This window comes from Parabacteroides timonensis, from assembly GCF_900128505.1.
Lineage (GTDB): Bacteria > Bacteroidota > Bacteroidia > Bacteroidales > Tannerellaceae > Parabacteroides > Parabacteroides timonensis.
Genome location: NZ_LT669940.1, coordinates 130529 through 145849 on the forward strand (window position 1 = coordinate 130529; position 15321 = coordinate 145849).

The following is a 15321-nucleotide window of genomic DNA, read 5'->3' on the forward strand; positions in this document are numbered from 1 at the left end:
AAAATTATTCGTTATGGAAATACATATAGGAAAAAGAGTGGCGGATGTTTCGCTGGTCAGTAAAGAAGGGAATAAGGTTCAGTTGACGATTGACGGTGTTCCTTATGAAGTCGATATTATGATGGCGGAGAACGGAGCCTGTTCGATCTTGCATAATGGTATTTCGTATAATGCCGAGTTGATTCGTGGTGAAGGAGGCAAGAATTATACGGTGAATACGCATTTCCTGTCATATAATGTTGATATTGTGGATTCGCAGACTAAGTATCTGCGTATGCGTAAGGGCGGTGAAGAACGTCAGGATAACAAAATCGTTTCCCCGATGCCGGGAAAAGTAATGAAAGTCCTGGTGCAGAAAGGCGACAGCCTGGAAGCCGGCGATATTGTCGTAGTGATAGAAGCGATGAAAATGCAGAGTAATTATAAGGTTAGTTCAACCTGTAAGGTGCGTGAGGTGCTGGTAAAAGAAGGAGACTCGGTGGCAAGCAACCAGGTTCTTCTGACGTTGGACGTAATAAAAGATAAGGAAGAATAAAATGGGAAAGGAACAATTGTATAAAACCTTTGAAGAACGTGACAATGCGGCTTCACAGGGAGGAGGGATTGCACGTATAGAAAAGCAACACGAATCCGGACGGATGACTGCCTGCGAACGTATCGATATGTTGCTGGACAAAGGTACATTTAACGAATTGGATAAGTTTGTTGTCCATCGCTGTACGAACTTCGGTATGGATAAGAATAAGATCCCGGGAGATGGTATCGTGTCCGGCTATGGAAAGATAGACGGGCGGCAGGTATTTGTCTATGCCTACGACTTTACGGCTTACGGAGGAACGTTGAGTGCCACGAATGCCGCTAAGATCGTAAAGGTTCAACAACTGGCTTTGAAAAGCGGAGCCCCGGTTATTGCCCTGAACGACTCGGGTGGTGCCCGTATCCAGGAAGGGGTAAGTAGCCTGGCGGGCTATGCTTCCATCTTTTACCAGAACACGATGGCTTCGGGTGTTGTTCCGCAGATATCGGCGATTCTGGGGCCTTGTGCGGGCGGTGCCTGCTATTCTCCTGCATTGACCGATTTTATCTTTATGGTGAAGGAGAAGAGCCATATGTTCATAACCGGTCCGGATGTGGTGAAAGCCGTTACACATGAAGAGGTCGGCAAGGAAGAACTGGGAGGTGCTTATACACATAGCAGCAAGAGTGGTGTGACTCATTTTATGTGCGACACGGAAGAAGAAACGTTGATGAGCATTCGTGAGTTGCTGAGTTTCCTGCCTTCAAATAATATGGAAGATGCGCCGGTGATCTCCTGTACGGATGATATTCGCCGTGAAGAAGAAGCTTTGCAGCAGGTTATTCCCGATGATCCGAATATACCTTATGATATCAAGGACATTATAGAACCGGTGGTCGATAATCATTATTTCTTTGAGGTAATGCCTCATTTTGCTAAAAATGTCGTAGTCGGTTTTGCCCGTTTGGGAGGACGTTCAGTCGGTATAGTAGCCAATCAACCAGCTTTTCTGGCAGGGGTACTGGATATCGACGCATCAGACAAGGCAGCACGTTTTATCCGTTTTTGTGATTGTTTCAATATACCGTTGATCACTTTTGAAGATGTACCCGGATTTTTACCCGGTTGCCAGCAGGAGCATGATGGTATTATCCGGCACGGAGCCAAGATCGTTTATGCTTATTCCGAAGCAACGGTGCCTAAAATCACGCTGATTACCCGTAAGGCTTATGGAGGAGCTTATATCGTGATGTCGAGCAAGCCGACCGGAGCCGATATAAATCTGGCTTATCCGATGGCTGAAATTGCCGTGATGGGAGCCGAAGGGGCTGTCAATATCCTGTACAGGAAAGCGACAGGAGAGGAAAAAGTGCAGGCAATGGCAGAATATGCAGAAAACTTTTCAAATCCGTACCGGGCAGCCGAGCAGGGCTTTATCGATGAGATCATTATGCCCCGGCAGACTCGTTACAAACTCATACAGGCATTGGAAATGGCTAAAAATAAAAGCCAGAGTAACCCGCCGAAAAAACATGGCAATATGCCGTTGTAAAAGAAATTGTTGTTAGAAGTATGAATAGCGAATCTCCTTTTGCCGTGAGGCAGAGGGGGATTTTTTTTGAAATAAAAATATATTGTGATAGTTATTTGTGTTTTATTTTGTAGTTTTGCAGCGAATTGGTTTCGCACTGCCTGTTCGGGTGTGCGAATTAAAAGGGAATCGGGTGTAAATCCCGGACAGTCCCGCTGCTGTGAAGCTCCGTTCAACATTCTGAAAACAACTTATGCCACTGACGATAGTCGGGAAGGCTTCAGGATGGGAGTCAGTCAGAAGACCTGCCGTTCATTAAAGACTTTTTTCCTCGTGGGTTAGGAAGATCGTTCGAAAAAGATATTAATTGTCTAAAATGTGAATTTTATGGAGAAGCTTTGTACGCGTTGTGGCGTGAAGTTTGCCAGCAGTAACGGCGTTTTGCCGGGTAATCAGCATGTATTTACCGGTTTGGACCAGTATCAACGGGTCTTTATCAGAGTTTATTACAAAGATTGCCTGTGTCCTTCCTGTACCTTGTATATAAAGGACAACTTTTATGCATTTGATATTTCTTCCGCTTATTTGAAAAACAAATAATTATGGAGTGGATAAGTGATTTGTTGTGGGGCGAAGGAATAGGGCATTCCATCCTCTTATTATCGCTGGTGATTGCTGTCGGTATCCAGTTGGGAAAGATCAAGGTATTTGGTATCTCTCTGGGAATAACGCTGGTTCTGTTTGTCGGTATTTTACTGGGGCATTTCGGATTTACCATCAATCCCTCTGTTATCCACTTCTTTAAGGAGTTCGGATTGATCCTGTTTGTCTATTCGGTAGGGATGCAGGTAGGACCGGGGTTCTTTTCTTCTTTTAAGAAAGGGGGGATGACCTTGAACGGATTGGCTTGCGGAATTGTCTTTCTCGGCGTTATAACAGCATTAGCTATTCATTTTATAACAGATATTCCTATACCGACGATGGTTGGTATTTTGTCGGGAGCTGTAACGAATACTCCCGGTTTGGGAGCTGCACAGCAGGCATTTACGGATATGACGGGTACATCGGATGAAACGATTGCGTTGGGATATGCCGTTGCTTATCCGTTGGGAGTCGTTGGTATCATCCTTTCCATGTTGTTTGTCCGGTATATTTTTCATATTAGTTTTGAAAAAGAGACAGAACAACTGGAAGCGGAAAATGATGTGCATAACAGTGAAGCTACTCCTATATCGCTCGTTGTGAAAAATCCGGCTCTTTTTGGCCGTAAAGTGATGGAACTTGGCGCCTTTCTTGAACACCGGCAATATGTTATATCCCGTATCTGGCGAAAGAAGAGTAGTAAGGTGGAGATAGTCACCGGCAATACCATTCTGGAAGAGGATGATAAGATATTTGTGATTACGACTGAACATGATGCGGAGACAATAAAAACATTTGTCGGCCAGGAAATAGAAATGGATCGTAAGCAGTGGATTCCTGCAGAAAGTGAATTTGTGAGCCGTCGTATCCTGGTTACCAAACCGGAACTGACAGGTTCCCGTCTGGGGGATTTACAGTTGCGGCGTTTGCACGGTATCAATGTGACGCGTGTGAATCGTGCCGGACTTGAACTGGTGGCTACCCAGGGATTGCAATTGCAGGTGGGTGACCGTGTAACGGTGGTTGGTAGTGAACTGGCCGTCGACAAGGTGAGTATGATATTGGGTAACTCGATGAAGCGCCTGAATGAGCCTAACCTGATCCCTATCTTTATAGGTATTGCTTTAGGTATTATTCTGGGTAGTATCCCATTCACTATTCCGGGTATTCCACAACCGATCAAACTCGGTCTGGCAGGTGGCCCGTTGGTTGTTTCTATCTTGCTGAGCCGGTTCGGATACCGTTATAAATTGGTTACTTATACCACTCAGAGTGCAAATCTGATGTTGAGGGAGATCGGTATAACCATGTTCCTTGCCTGTGTAGGTTTGAGTGCCGGGGATGGATTTGTGGATACGATCGTGAATAAAGGAGGTTTTGCCTGGATCGGTTACGGTTTCATCATCACGATGTTGCCTTTATTGATTATCGGATTGGTAGGACGGCATTTCTTTAAACTGAACTATTATACGTTGATGGGGCTACTGGCCGGAAGTACGACCGATCCTCCTGCGCTGGCTTATGCAAATGCAACGGCAGGAAATGATGCTCCAGCTGTGGGGTATGCAACGGTTTATCCTTTGACAATGTTTCTGCGCGTATTAACCGCGCAACTAATGATATTATTCTTCTATTAAATTTATAAGATTTGGTTGTTAGAATATTGTTCAATAATAATTTTAAAGCCAGAAGCTCCGCCGAAGTGATTTCGCCGGAGCTTCGTTCTTTATAGAGGTAATGAGGTTGTATTATCCCGCTCCTCCCATAATATCCAACAATTCGTTGGTGATGGCTTGCTGGCGGGTTTTATTATATTGGAGTGTCAGTTCCTGGATCAGGTCATTCGCATTATCGTTGGCCGTCTGCATGGCCAGCATACGGGCGGCATGTTCGGCTGTAACGGTGTCGAGCAATGTCGTATAGATATGCAGGTGAAGTACTTTCGGGAGCAACAAGGCCAACAGATGTTCGGATGACGGTTCGAGTATGTAGTTGGCTGATGTATGTGCCGGATCTATTTCCGGTAGGGTGACCGGCAGGAATACCTTTTCGGTCAGTACCTGTTCTGCCATATTCTTGAAATGATGGTAGAGCAATTCTACTCGGTCTGCTTCTCCGGAAGTATAAAGCGTCATCAGCGCAGTAGCCAGCTTGCTGGCATCTTCGTAATTCAGCTTGTCTGAGATCAGCAGGAAACTCTCGTCTGTCTGATACCCTGCTTTATGAAGTTCGTCGGCTATCTTTTTACCGACAGGATAGAGGCGCACAGTGATACCATCCGCCTCATACCGGTGAAGGCGGGCAGACAGCTCCTTCCATATGTTGGCATTGAAAGCACCACACAGACCCGTATTGGATGAAAAGGCGACGATAGCTACCTGTTTTACCTCCCGTTGGGCGGTATAAGGTGAATTCAGTTCGCTTTCGGCTGCCAGGGTTCCGCTCAACAGGGCGCTCAGCTTACTTTCGTATGCAAGCATATTTTCGACAATCGTTTGCGTGTGATGCAGTTTGGCAGAAGATACCATCTTCATGGCTGAAGTGATCTTCTGTGTGTTCCTGATCGACGCAAGACGGACTTTTATCTCTTTCAGTGATGCCATAATTTAGTTTCTATATTCAACCTGCTTTGTATGCACCGCTTACCTGGTGGGCAGTTTCCTCCAGGATACGGCAGACGTCGTCGTTTATCACACCCGATTTCAGTACGTCGAGTACGTCGTGCTGGTGGTTGGTGATCAATGTCTGCAGGTATGCGTTCTCGAAATCGTGAACATGTTCCAGCGGCACTTCCTTCAATAAACCTTTTGTTCCGCAATACAGGATCGCGATCTGTTGTTCGACCGGCATCGGGCTGTATTGGGGCTGGATTAATAGTTGGGTATTCTTTTGTCCCTTGTCGATGGTAAAAGCGGTAACAGTATCCATCTCGCCACCGAATTTGGTGAACGACTCGAGTTCGCGGAACTGTGCCTGGTCTATCTTTAAAGTACCGGCCACTTTCTTCATCGCTTTCAACTGGGCGTTACCACCTACGCGGGATACCGATATACCTACGTTGATCGCCGGACGGTTTCCCTGGTTGAACAGGTCTGTTTCCAGAAATATCTGTCCGTCGGTGATAGAGATTACGTTGGTTGGGATATAAGCGGAAACGTCACCTGCCTGCGTTTCGATGATCGGCAGGGCAGTCAACGAACCGCCTCCCTTTACCAATTCTTTCATGCTATCCGGCAGGTCGTTCATTTCTCTGGCTACTTCCTGCTGGTTGATGATCTTCGCAGCACGTTCCAACAGACGGGAGTGCAAGTAGAAGATATCGCCCGGATAAGCCTCGCGACCGGAAGGACGGCGCAGGATCAGGGATACTTCACGGTAAGCAACAGCTTGTTTGGACAGGTCGTCGTAAACAACCAGGGCATGACGTCCGCTGTCGCGGAAGTATTCGCCGATAGCCGCACCGGCAAAAGGAGCGAAATATTGCATGGCTGCCGGGTCGGAAGCTGTGGCACTGACAACGATCGTGTAGTCCATAGCACCTTTTTCTTGCAGCGTATTGACCAAAGAGGCGACAGTAGAACCCTTTTGTCCGATTGCAACATAGATACAGAAAACAGGATTGCCTGCTTCGTAGTTGCTACGCTGGTTGATAATGGTATCGATCGCGATGGAGGTTTTACCTGTCTGGCGGTCGCCAATGATCAGTTCACGCTGTCCGCGTCCGATAGGTATCATGGCATCTACCGCCTTGATACCCGTCTGCAACGGTTCGTTGACCGGCTGGCGGAAAATAACGCCCGGCGCTTTCCGTTCCAGCGGCATCTGGTATTTTTTTCCTATGATCTCGCCTTTTCCGTCGATCGGGTTACCCAGCGGATCGATCACACGGCCGATCATGTTTTCGCTTACATTGATGGAAGCGATGCGGCGGGTACGTTTTACGGTATCGCCTTCTTTTACCTGGTCGGTCGGGCCGAGTAATACGGCACCTACGTTATCCTCTTCCAGGTTCATAACGATGGCTTCCATGCCGTTGTCGAAAGCCAGCAGTTCGTTGGCTTCCGCATTATCCAGTCCATAGATGCGTGCCACCCCGTCGCTTACCTGAAGCACGGTACCTACTTCCTCCAGATGGATACTGGTATTGATACCTTCCAGTTGCTCGCGTAATATGGCGGAAACTTCACTTACTTTTATCTGGTCTGTCATACGTTTTACTTTTTTAATTTCTTTCGATCAGCTTGTTTCTTATCTCCCGGAGTTGTCGTGAATAACTGGCGTCGATCCGGATGTTGCCGATCCGGAGAACGAATCCTCCGATCAGTTCAGGCCGGAGCACTCCCGTAAACTCGATGGTGTCGCCGGTTTCTTCCTGCAACCGTTTCTTCAGATGCTCCTGGGTCGCTTTGTCTACCGGAACCGGTGTCTTGAACAATACCCGGGTGATCTTCTTATCTTTCCGGTACATATGTATATAGATGTATGCCATGAGCGGTAACAGGCTTTCCCTTTTACGCTGCAACACCAGGCGGATAAAGCGAGCGAACAGGTCGCTTACTTCCAGTCCGGCGGCGGTAGTGAGCAACCGGATCTTTTCCTTTTCGGGAATGATCGGGTTGTCAAGTACCGTTTTCAGTCCCGGTTGTTCTTCGAAACTGACCATTAGCATCTTCATATCATCATATACCCGGGTCTCCTGCTTTTTCTCTTTAGCTAGTGAAAAGAGTGCTTTGACATACCGGGAAGAGATTGTACCTACATCCATATATTATGATTTACTAAACGAAACATTGTCGAGCAGCCTGTTGATGATCTTTTCCTGTTCATCCGTGCGGCTGATTTTCTCTTTCATTACTTTCTCTGCAATAGCGACAGACAAATCGGCTATTTCGGTACGGACTTCACGGATCGCTTTGTCTTTTTCTTCCCGTATATGCCGCGTTGCCTCTTCTACTTGCAGATGGGCTTCAGCGGAAGCTTTCTGATGGGCTTCGCTGATGATCTGTTCTTTTTCAACCAGGGCTTGTTTCAGGATCTCATTCTGCTGCTCCCTTGCCTGGGCAAGGATCTTTTCGCTTTCAGCCTGTATGCCGGCAAGCTGTTCGTTTGCCTGGCGGGCCGATTCGAGGGATTGGTCGATGTATTCTTTCCGTTGTTCCACGGCTTTGATGATCACCGGGAACCCGTATTTGGAAAGAATGACAAAGACAATTCCGAAGGAAAGGATCATCCAGAATAAAAGCCCTGCGTCTGGTGTGAGCAATGACATAGTTTACTTTATTTTATTGGAACAATCCTAAGAAACATACAACGATCGCAAACAGGGCAACCCCTTCTACCAACGCACCCATAATAAGCATGGATGTACGGATATCGCCGGCTGCCGACGGTTGACGGCTGATTCCTTCAACTGCACCTTTTCCGATAAGTCCGATACCGATACCTGCACCGATAGCTGCTAATCCTGCTCCGACTGTTGCACCTAGTTTAGCTATGCCTGCACCGGCTGCTGCTTGTAATAAAATTGCTGATAACATAGTTTTTAATCTTTTAATTAGTAACCTTGTTTTTAATAAATATGTTTGTTTACTCTCTTACTTTGGCCAGTCCGATATAATTGGCCGACAGCAGGGTAAATATGTAGGCCTGCAGACATGCCACCAACAACTCGAGACAGTTCATAAATACGGTGAACAGTACGGATACCACCGTCATTGTCCCGTTTATGGCTACCCCCATCGAGGCGGTGATGAATATCAGGCAAGTCAGTGCCAGGATGATCGTATGTCCGGCCATGATGTTGGCAAACAGACGGATCATCAGGGCGAATGGCTTCGTTAGTATGCCGAAGAATTCCACAAAGGGCATGATCGGCAATGGTAACTTCAGGAACAAAGGAGCATTCGGCCAGAATATCTCTTTCCAGTATTCTTTGGTGGCAAACAGGTTTACCGCCAGGAATGTACATCCTGCCAATACTGCCGTGATGGCAATATTACCTGTAACATTGGCTCCTCCCGGAAAGATCGGGATAATACCGATCAGGTTATTGATCAGGATAAAGAAAAATACCGTCAACAGATAGGATGAGAAAGGTTTGTACTCCTTGCCGATACCTTCCTTCACCACTCCTTCATGGATATACATGACGACCATCTCCATCAATCCGGTAAATCCACCGGGTGCTTCGTAGGGATGCTTCTTGTACCAGCGGGCTGTCCTGAGGACGATGAAAAGCAATATCCCGCAACTGAGCAACAGGGCTACGGCATTTTTGGTGAGCGACAGGTCGAGAGGTTTTACCTCTTCACCCCGGCTGTTCTTTTCCACCACTTTCCCGGCATGTTCGCCTTCTCCCGCAAGATAGTAGTTATGATGTACGTTACCATGATGCAGGTGCGAGGAGAGGAACATGTCCCATCCGCGCTCGTCGCTCTTTACCAGGACAGGTAGCGGTATGGAGATCTCCTTGCCATTCCATTCGGTAATATGCCAGGTGTAGGCATCCCTGATATGGGAGAATACGATATCCTGCACATCTACCTTTCCCGGCTCGTCGCCTGTGGCTGCTGCGTTTATCGGAGCGCTGATACAGGCCAATAGCAAAAAGGTAAACCAAAACAGGTATTTATTTTTTATTCTGTTCATCTTTTTCTCTTTTCTCACTTTTCATTCTTTTCTTCTCAAACAGATACATTGTATATGTTTCCAGTACGAGATAAATGAAATAAAACAACATCATCGTAAATCCGAAAGCTTTCAGGTTTTTGCCGACCATTGCGGCGTATAACCAAAGAAAGACGAGCGCAAGTATGATTTTGCATAGCCGGACTACCATATATGTAACAATGGTGACATCGCCGTGTTTTCGTTTTACATGGTCCAGGAAGAAAGTCATCAACATGGCCATCAACCAGTAGAAAACCGGGATAGACGGGTACCAGTCAAAATAGACAGAAGGCCAGATGGTATATAACAACCCTCCTAAAGTGACACCAATAACTACATTGATAAAAGTGATTAAGCCCATTAGCTTCATTCTTAATCTACCGCTGCTCATGATCGTATTTTTTATTCGATGCATACGGACAGGATATCGTTTTTTATCTCGACGAATCCACTCTGTATTTTTATTTCTTGTTGTTCTGTCTTTTCTTTTGTCTGATACCGGATAACACCTTCTTCCAACGCGGCTATCATAGAGGCATGGTGAGGCAATACGTCGAACGATCCGGCGATACCCGGAAAAGAAACGTAGTCTGTTTCACCTTTGAACAGAATGCCTGCAGGAGATATGATTTCCAGTTCCATACGTTATTAATTTGCTTGTTCTGCCAGTTTCTTTCCTTTCTCGATCACATCTTCAATTGTTCCTACGTTGAGGAAGGCCTGTTCAGGGATATCGTCCGTTTCACCATCCATGATCATATTGAAACCACGGATCGTGTCTTCGATAGAGACCATAACACCCGGTATACCGGTGAACTGTTCCGCCACGGCGAAAGGCTGCGACAGGAAACGTTGTACGCGACGGGCACGGTTAACAGTCTGACGGTCTTCGTCCGAAAGTTCTTCCATACCCAGGATAGAAATGATATCCTGCAGTTCCTTGTTACGTTGAAGGATCTGTTTTACGCGCTGGGCTGTTTCGTAATGTTCCTTTCCAACGACCAGAGGATCGAGGATACGGGAAGTCGATTCCAACGGGTCGACAGCCGGATAGATACCCAACTCGGTGATTTTACGGCTCAATACGGTGGTGGCATCCAGGTGTGTAAAAGTAGTTGCCGGTGCCGGGTCTGTCAAGTCGTCGGCAGGAACATAAACCGCCTGTACGGAGGTGATCGAACCTTTCTTTGTCGAGGTGATACGTTCCTGCATGGCTCCCATTTCGGTAGCCAGTGTCGGTTGATACCCTACCGCTGACGGCATACGTCCCAACAACGCAGAAACTTCGGAACCAGCCTGGGTAAAACGGAATATATTATCGATAAAGAACAGGATGTCGCGTGTTTCCCCTTCGGGTGCCAGGTCGCGGAACGACTCGGCGATGGTTAATCCTGACAATGCCACTGACGAACGCGCTCCGGGCGGTTCGTTCATCTGTCCGAATACCAATGTAGCCTGCGATTTAGCCAGTTCCTCGTGATCTATCTTCGACAGATCCCAGTGCCCGGCTTCCATGCTTTCCCTGAACTCTTTGCCGTAGCGGATCACACCCGACTGGATCATTTCACGCAACAGGTCGTTACCTTCGCGGGTACGTTCGCCCACGCCGGCAAAAACAGAAAAACCGTTGTTCTTTTTAGCAATGTTATTGATAAGTTCCATGATAAGAACCGTCTTACCTACACCGGCTCCTCCGAAAAGACCGATCTTACCCCCTTTGGAATAAGGTTCCAAAAGATCGATCACTTTAATACCTGTGTAAAGAACGTCTTTACTGGTCGTTAAATCTTCAAACTTCGGTGGTTCACGGTGGATGGGGAGAGCTCCTTTACGATCCAGTTCTTCCATCCCGTCGATCGAATCACCGGTAACATTCATCAAACGCCCTTTTACCTGATCGCCAACTGGCATGGTAATAGGCGAACCGCATGAAACGGCTTCCATTCCTCGCTGCAATCCGTCTGTCGTGTCCATAGCGACTGTACGGACTGTGTTTTCCCCAATATGTTGTTGTACTTCGACAATCAACGCTTTTCCATTGGGGCGGGCTATCTCCATGGCGTCATGGATGCGGGGTAGTACTACTTTTACTTCTTTTTCGTTATCGAAGTGAATATCCACAACCGGCCCGATAACCTGCGAAACATAACCTTTTGTTTCTCCCATACAATTCTAATTAACCTTTTCAATCTGTTTTCAAGGTTGCAATATTACGAAAACAACCCGCCGGAAACCAGAACATATTACTTTTTGGGCTTTTTTGCATTTAGTTAAACTTTAAACTATTTTTGGGTATGTACCTAAATAGACCAATAACTTTTGGATATGGAACAATTTGGATCAACATTCCCGTCGAATGTTGATCCATAACTGATCTTTTTTGGTTTCAATCTAATGTGGGACGGATTTGTTTCTTGTGTTTCTCTTTGTTAAAAAATATACTTATTTATCTTACCATTCAAGAAATTTTCCACGTTGCCGGCGTTTCTCCAACTCTTCCTGCAGATACCGTTTACGATCTTTGGCGATGTATTGGCGGGCAAAGATATTCGGAACGGCAACTCCCAGGGAAATACAAAGAATAATAAGTGCCGAATTGATACCGTTGGCAAAAGCATTAGTCACTTCGCCAATGACCCCATGCATATTGATGAATGCGAGTAAGGAGCGATACATCAGTACTCCCGGAACCATCGGAATGACTGAAGGGATAGTCAGTACGTGGTTAGGCACATGAAACCAGTGGACTGCTTTTACGGCAAGCAGACTGACAACGAAACTACCCATAAACGAACCGATCACGGGACCATAGCCCAGTTCAAAATTGACGAAGTTACGGGTACATACGGCGATAATACCCCCTAGGGCTACTACCCAGAGCAGGCGGCGCTGTATATTGAAGATCATAGAAAATCCCATGGCGGAAATCGCTGCGGCAATAGCATAAACGAAGTACGTGTCGTGAGGAACCATGCTTAATTCGCTGAACTTATGGTCGATCGATATGTCGTTCATTACAAGCAGGCGCATAGCAAAAGCGATACCAAAAGTCATTGCCACTACCATCATGGCAGTATTGGCAGCACGGGTCATTCCGACGAGCAGATGATTATCAAGCATATCATCCACGAAATTGATCAGCGGTACTCCCGGCACAATAAACAGGGCGCAAGCCAGCAACGGCTGATAAGGTGTTTCTGACAATCCCGTAAAAGAAGATGCATAAGCAACGCAGGTGGAAGCGAAAGCGGCAAGTGCGATACTCATATAGACATTTAAGCCGGCCTCGATACAGCGGGCGCGTACCCGGAAACCAATAAACGCACTGATGGAAGCAAACAGGAAAGCGATCCAGTCGCAACCGAATAATTTACAGAAGCCCCCGCAGGCAAATCCTGCTCCGATAGCTACGATGTAGGGAAGATAGTTTCTGGGTTTGCAAGCAATCTTTTCCAGTTCTTCCTCATATTGGTCCAGAGAATAATCGTCTTCGATGGCGTGCCACGAAAGATCGCTGATCTGCGAGATCATGGTCATATTGATACCATGTTTTTCACATTTCTGGAATTTGGAGAATGAGTTTCTTTCGTCACTAACATTTACCATGATCATTGTCCACCGGATATCGAGATGTAATTTCTCTTCCGGTATACCCATAAATGCTGCTACCCGTTTCATGTTCCGTTCAATACGGTTTGTGTCGGCAGCACTTTCCATCAATAATTTGCCAGTACGAAGCAAAAGGTCGAGTTTGCGTCGTAATAACAATACATCCTTGTCTGTCATCATTTTTTCTATATTCTAAAATGTTACACCTATCCTAACCCACGAGGATATGAGCCTGAACGAACGGCAGGTCTTCTGACTGACTCCTATCCTAAAGCCTTCCCGACGAGATAGTTGATAGTTGACAGTTGACAGTTTAATTATTCTTTAATCTGTCAACTGTCCTCTGTCAACTGCTTTGCCAGTGGCGTAAGTAGTATTAGGCTGTTAACGGAGCTTCACAGCAGCGGGACTGTCCGGGATTTACACCCGATTCCCTTTTAATCCGCATTCCCGAATGGGGGTACGGAACCAATTCGGGCGCGAAGGTACTGATTTTTTTTATATCTTCACCCTGAGTTTTGTCTCATTCTGTGTGATAGTTTTCGGTTGAGGGAGGCAAAGCGTATATGCTGCGTAATCGGTGTATCCTGAACCGGAATGAAATAAAGAATAAAAAATAAATGTAATTTGTTGTAATTTCGTATTTTTGAGTGATTTAGGATTATAAATAGGATAGGATCACCCATCAAATCAACCTGAAAAACAATGAATTATATTGAAAAACAAATGATCGATGGTTTGAGAAATGGCTCAGTTGATGACTTTAATTCTTTGTATTCAATCTATGCCGACTCTCTTTACTCATTTTCATTTAAAATGCTAAAGTCAAAAAGTGAAGCGCAGGATATCGTGCAAGATACCTTTTTGAAGATTTGGATAAAACGGGAACAGTTGTCTTCCGAGTTATCTTTTAAAGCCTATCTGTATACCATCGCCAAGAATAAGATTTTGACGATATTCCAACAGAGGATCAAAGAAATATTACTGGAAGATTTACAAATTCCGATAGATGAAGATCAGGCCGATGGTACCGATATCGAACAACACATGATTTGCCAGGATATCAAATATAGAATTTACAGTTCTATGTCCAGGCTTCCGGCCTTACAGGCAAAGATATTAATTATGAGAACAGAAGAGGATCTGTCCACACAAGAAATATCCTCCCGCCTTGATATCCCCCATCAAACAGTTAAGAACAACCTGACAAAAGCAATGAAAAGTGTTCGTGAAGAACTGAAACGGTTGAGAAGTATCCTGGTTATTTTTCATTTTTAATCGGAATATGTTTTGCAACATTGTTTTTTTGCGGTACAAAATTCCCTTTCCAAGATATATACTATATAAAACGATAATATGAAAGATCATAAAGACAACATAACGAATGACATCAGAGATTGGATGAATAATGATGTAGATGCAAAAAAGTTGGATCGCTTAAAATCGCAACTAGGTACAGCCTCTACTGAATCGTTGGATGAAATATTATCTCCGATCTGGGATTCGTATGATAATGACTCGATTAATGAACGGAGATATCATGTGCAGCAGGAATCCCGTCAGAAAGAGAAGGTCAGAAGACTCAATTATAAATATCGGCGTTTACAAATAGCGGCTATACTGATACCGGTTATCATGGTAATGGGTTTTGCTGCACTTTATTGGGGAATGGAAAAACAATCAAATTATTTTGAACTCCAGGCCCTGAAAGGAGAAAAGTCATTCCTTAACCTGCCTGACCGGAGTAAGGTGTGGATCAACAGCGAATCCAGTTTACGGTATGCATCTGATTTTAATATGGAGGAGCGGCATTTGTATCTGAAGGGAGAAGGATTCTTTGATGTGGCCCATCAGGTAGGATTACCTTTTACGGTATCTGTCGGTAGCATCAATATTGTAGTTAAAGGAACAAAATTTAATGTGAAAAGCGATCCGGGAGAGGTCGAAATCGCTTTACTGGAGGGAAAAGTGGATGTATTCCATGACAAGACCCAGCTTATCGCTTCTCTGCTGCCCAATCAGATTATCAATATAGACACAAACGATCCGCGAAAGTTTACCATACGAAATGAGCGTGGGGAAGATTATGGTATATGGACTCAGAATATACTGGTTATCCAGAATGAGAATTTATCTGATATATCGAGAAAGATAGGAAAATGGTATGGCGTGAACATTCGGTTGTTTAATGTAGACCTGGATCAGAAATATACATTTACAATTAAGACTGAATCTTTGAATGAGACATTGGGCTTGATGAACCAATTAATGTCAATCGATTATTCGGTAAACGGAGAGGAGGTGGTTATCAGGCAAGACACGAAATAATATAAAAAAGTATGGAGAACCGGCA

Annotated in this window: 16 protein-coding genes and 2 riboswitches; of the genes, 6 read left to right on the forward strand and 10 right to left on the reverse strand. The window is 45.4% G+C overall.

Annotated features, from left to right (window positions below; translation table 11 throughout):
- The first annotated feature begins 13 nt into the window (after positions 1–13).
- The 4 genes from BQ7394_RS01345 (at position 14) to BQ7394_RS01360 (ending at position 4327) form a co-directional block, all read left to right on the forward strand.
- On the forward strand, positions 14–535 hold the full coding sequence (locus BQ7394_RS01345; protein ID WP_075555729.1) for an acyl-CoA carboxylase biotin carboxyl carrier protein subunit: 522 nt from the start codon (positions 14–16) through the stop codon (positions 533–535).
- 1 nt (position 536) lies between these two features.
- Positions 537–2069, forward strand: a complete 1533-nt coding sequence (locus tag BQ7394_RS01350) for an acyl-CoA carboxylase subunit beta (RefSeq protein WP_075555730.1) — start codon at positions 537–539, stop codon at positions 2067–2069.
- Between the two features lie 108 nt (positions 2070–2177).
- A riboswitch (cobalamin riboswitch) is annotated at positions 2178–2375 on the forward strand.
- A 60-nt stretch (positions 2376–2435) separates the two neighbouring features.
- Positions 2436–2648, forward strand: a complete 213-nt coding sequence (locus tag BQ7394_RS01355) for a hypothetical protein (RefSeq protein WP_075555731.1) — start codon at positions 2436–2438, stop codon at positions 2646–2648.
- Between the two features lie 2 nt (positions 2649–2650).
- Positions 2651–4327 carry a putative transporter gene (locus BQ7394_RS01360; protein ID WP_075555732.1) on the forward strand — a complete coding sequence of 559 codons (1677 nt, stop codon included), beginning with the start codon at positions 2651–2653 and terminating at the stop codon, positions 4325–4327.
- A gap of 111 nt (positions 4328–4438) precedes the next feature.
- On the opposite strand, the gene BQ7394_RS01365 is transcribed toward BQ7394_RS01360, so the two are convergent.
- The 10 genes from BQ7394_RS01365 to BQ7394_RS01410 all read right to left on the reverse strand — a co-directional run bounded on the left by BQ7394_RS01365 (position 4439) and on the right by BQ7394_RS01410 (position 13148).
- Positions 4439–5293, reverse strand: a complete 855-nt coding sequence (locus tag BQ7394_RS01365; RefSeq protein WP_075555733.1) for a F0F1 ATP synthase subunit gamma — start codon at positions 5291–5293, stop codon at positions 4439–4441.
- 16 nt (positions 5294–5309) lie between these two features.
- Positions 5310–6899 (reverse strand): F0F1 ATP synthase subunit alpha, encoded by a 1590-nt coding sequence (gene atpA, locus BQ7394_RS01370; RefSeq protein ID WP_075555734.1) that lies wholly within the window; start codon positions 6897–6899, stop codon positions 5310–5312.
- Between the two features lie 13 nt (positions 6900–6912).
- The gene (locus BQ7394_RS01375; protein ID WP_075555735.1) at positions 6913–7455 is read right to left on the reverse strand and encodes a F0F1 ATP synthase subunit delta; all 543 of its coding nucleotides are present in this window, start codon (positions 7453–7455) and stop codon (positions 6913–6915) included.
- Positions 7456–7458: 3 nt separating this feature from the next.
- A complete protein-coding gene (gene atpF / locus BQ7394_RS01380; RefSeq protein ID WP_075555736.1) occupies positions 7459–7959 on the reverse strand; it encodes a F0F1 ATP synthase subunit B in 501 nt (166 codons plus the stop codon).
- 13 nt (positions 7960–7972) lie between these two features.
- Positions 7973–8227: an ATP synthase F0 subunit C gene (atpE, locus tag BQ7394_RS01385; RefSeq protein WP_007655657.1), complete on the reverse strand. Its 255-nt coding sequence runs from the start codon at positions 8225–8227 to the stop codon at positions 7973–7975.
- Positions 8228–8276: 49 nt separating this feature from the next.
- Positions 8277–9338 carry a F0F1 ATP synthase subunit A gene (gene atpB, locus BQ7394_RS01390; protein ID WP_075555737.1) on the reverse strand — a complete coding sequence of 354 codons (1062 nt, stop codon included), beginning with the start codon at positions 9336–9338 and terminating at the stop codon, positions 8277–8279.
- Complete coding sequence (locus BQ7394_RS01395; protein WP_235848646.1) at positions 9319–9750, reverse strand: hypothetical protein; 432 nt, start codon at positions 9748–9750, stop codon at positions 9319–9321. The genes atpB and BQ7394_RS01395 overlap by 20 nt, the downstream gene beginning before the upstream one ends.
- 11 nt (positions 9751–9761) lie before the next feature.
- The gene (locus BQ7394_RS01400; RefSeq protein ID WP_075555739.1) at positions 9762–10001 is read right to left on the reverse strand and encodes a F0F1 ATP synthase subunit delta/epsilon; all 240 of its coding nucleotides are present in this window, start codon (positions 9999–10001) and stop codon (positions 9762–9764) included.
- A gap of 6 nt (positions 10002–10007) precedes the next feature.
- Positions 10008–11525, reverse strand: a complete 1518-nt coding sequence (gene atpD / locus BQ7394_RS01405; RefSeq protein WP_075555740.1) for a F0F1 ATP synthase subunit beta — start codon at positions 11523–11525, stop codon at positions 10008–10010.
- 285 nt (positions 11526–11810) lie between these two features.
- Entirely contained in the window at positions 11811–13148 is a 1338-nt protein-coding gene (locus tag BQ7394_RS01410) for a threonine/serine exporter family protein (protein ID WP_075555741.1), read from the reverse strand.
- A 45-nt stretch (positions 13149–13193) separates the two neighbouring features.
- Positions 13194–13457: riboswitch (cobalamin riboswitch) on the reverse strand.
- A 216-nt stretch (positions 13458–13673) separates the two neighbouring features.
- Between BQ7394_RS01410 and BQ7394_RS01415 the strand changes: the two genes are divergently transcribed.
- Both BQ7394_RS01415 and BQ7394_RS01420 read left to right on the forward strand, forming a co-directional pair.
- Entirely contained in the window at positions 13674–14246 is a 573-nt protein-coding gene (locus BQ7394_RS01415; RefSeq protein WP_082211605.1) for an RNA polymerase sigma factor, read from the forward strand.
- 78 nt (positions 14247–14324) lie between these two features.
- Positions 14325–15296 (forward strand): FecR family protein, encoded by a 972-nt coding sequence (locus BQ7394_RS01420; protein WP_075555742.1) that lies wholly within the window; start codon positions 14325–14327, stop codon positions 15294–15296.
- The last annotated feature ends 25 nt before the right edge of the window (positions 15297–15321 follow it).

What these genes read in the sequence shown, in the direction of transcription:
- BQ7394_RS01345 (WP_075555729.1), top strand. Translation starts at nt 14, where the DNA reads ATGGAAATACATATAGGAAAAAGAGTGGCGGATGTTTCGCTGGTCAGT.
- BQ7394_RS01350 (WP_075555730.1), top strand. Translation starts at nt 537, where the DNA reads ATGGGAAAGGAACAATTGTATAAAACCTTTGAAGAACGTGACAATGCG.
- BQ7394_RS01355 (WP_075555731.1), top strand. Translation starts at nt 2,436, where the DNA reads ATGGAGAAGCTTTGTACGCGTTGTGGCGTGAAGTTTGCCAGCAGTAAC.
- BQ7394_RS01360 (WP_075555732.1), top strand. Translation starts at nt 2,651, where the DNA reads ATGGAGTGGATAAGTGATTTGTTGTGGGGCGAAGGAATAGGGCATTCC.
- BQ7394_RS01365 (WP_075555733.1), bottom strand. Translation starts at nt 5,293, where the DNA reads ATGGCATCACTGAAAGAGATAAAAGTCCGTCTTGCGTCGATCAGGAAC.
- atpA (WP_075555734.1), bottom strand. Translation starts at nt 6,899, where the DNA reads ATGACAGACCAGATAAAAGTAAGTGAAGTTTCCGCCATATTACGCGAG.
- BQ7394_RS01375 (WP_075555735.1), bottom strand. Translation starts at nt 7,455, where the DNA reads ATGGATGTAGGTACAATCTCTTCCCGGTATGTCAAAGCACTCTTTTCA.
- atpF (WP_075555736.1), bottom strand. Translation starts at nt 7,959, where the DNA reads ATGTCATTGCTCACACCAGACGCAGGGCTTTTATTCTGGATGATCCTT.
- atpE (WP_007655657.1), bottom strand. Translation starts at nt 8,227, where the DNA reads ATGTTATCAGCAATTTTATTACAAGCAGCAGCCGGTGCAGGCATAGCT.
- atpB (WP_075555737.1), bottom strand. Translation starts at nt 9,338, where the DNA reads ATGAACAGAATAAAAAATAAATACCTGTTTTGGTTTACCTTTTTGCTA.
- BQ7394_RS01395 (WP_235848646.1), bottom strand. Translation starts at nt 9,750, where the DNA reads ATGAGCAGCGGTAGATTAAGAATGAAGCTAATGGGCTTAATCACTTTT.
- BQ7394_RS01400 (WP_075555739.1), bottom strand. Translation starts at nt 10,001, where the DNA reads ATGGAACTGGAAATCATATCTCCTGCAGGCATTCTGTTCAAAGGTGAA.
- atpD (WP_075555740.1), bottom strand. Translation starts at nt 11,525, where the DNA reads ATGGGAGAAACAAAAGGTTATGTTTCGCAGGTTATCGGGCCGGTTGTG.
- BQ7394_RS01410 (WP_075555741.1), bottom strand. Translation starts at nt 13,148, where the DNA reads ATGATGACAGACAAGGATGTATTGTTATTACGACGCAAACTCGACCTT.
- BQ7394_RS01415 (WP_082211605.1), top strand. Translation starts at nt 13,674, where the DNA reads ATGAATTATATTGAAAAACAAATGATCGATGGTTTGAGAAATGGCTCA.
- BQ7394_RS01420 (WP_075555742.1), top strand. Translation starts at nt 14,325, where the DNA reads ATGAAAGATCATAAAGACAACATAACGAATGACATCAGAGATTGGATG.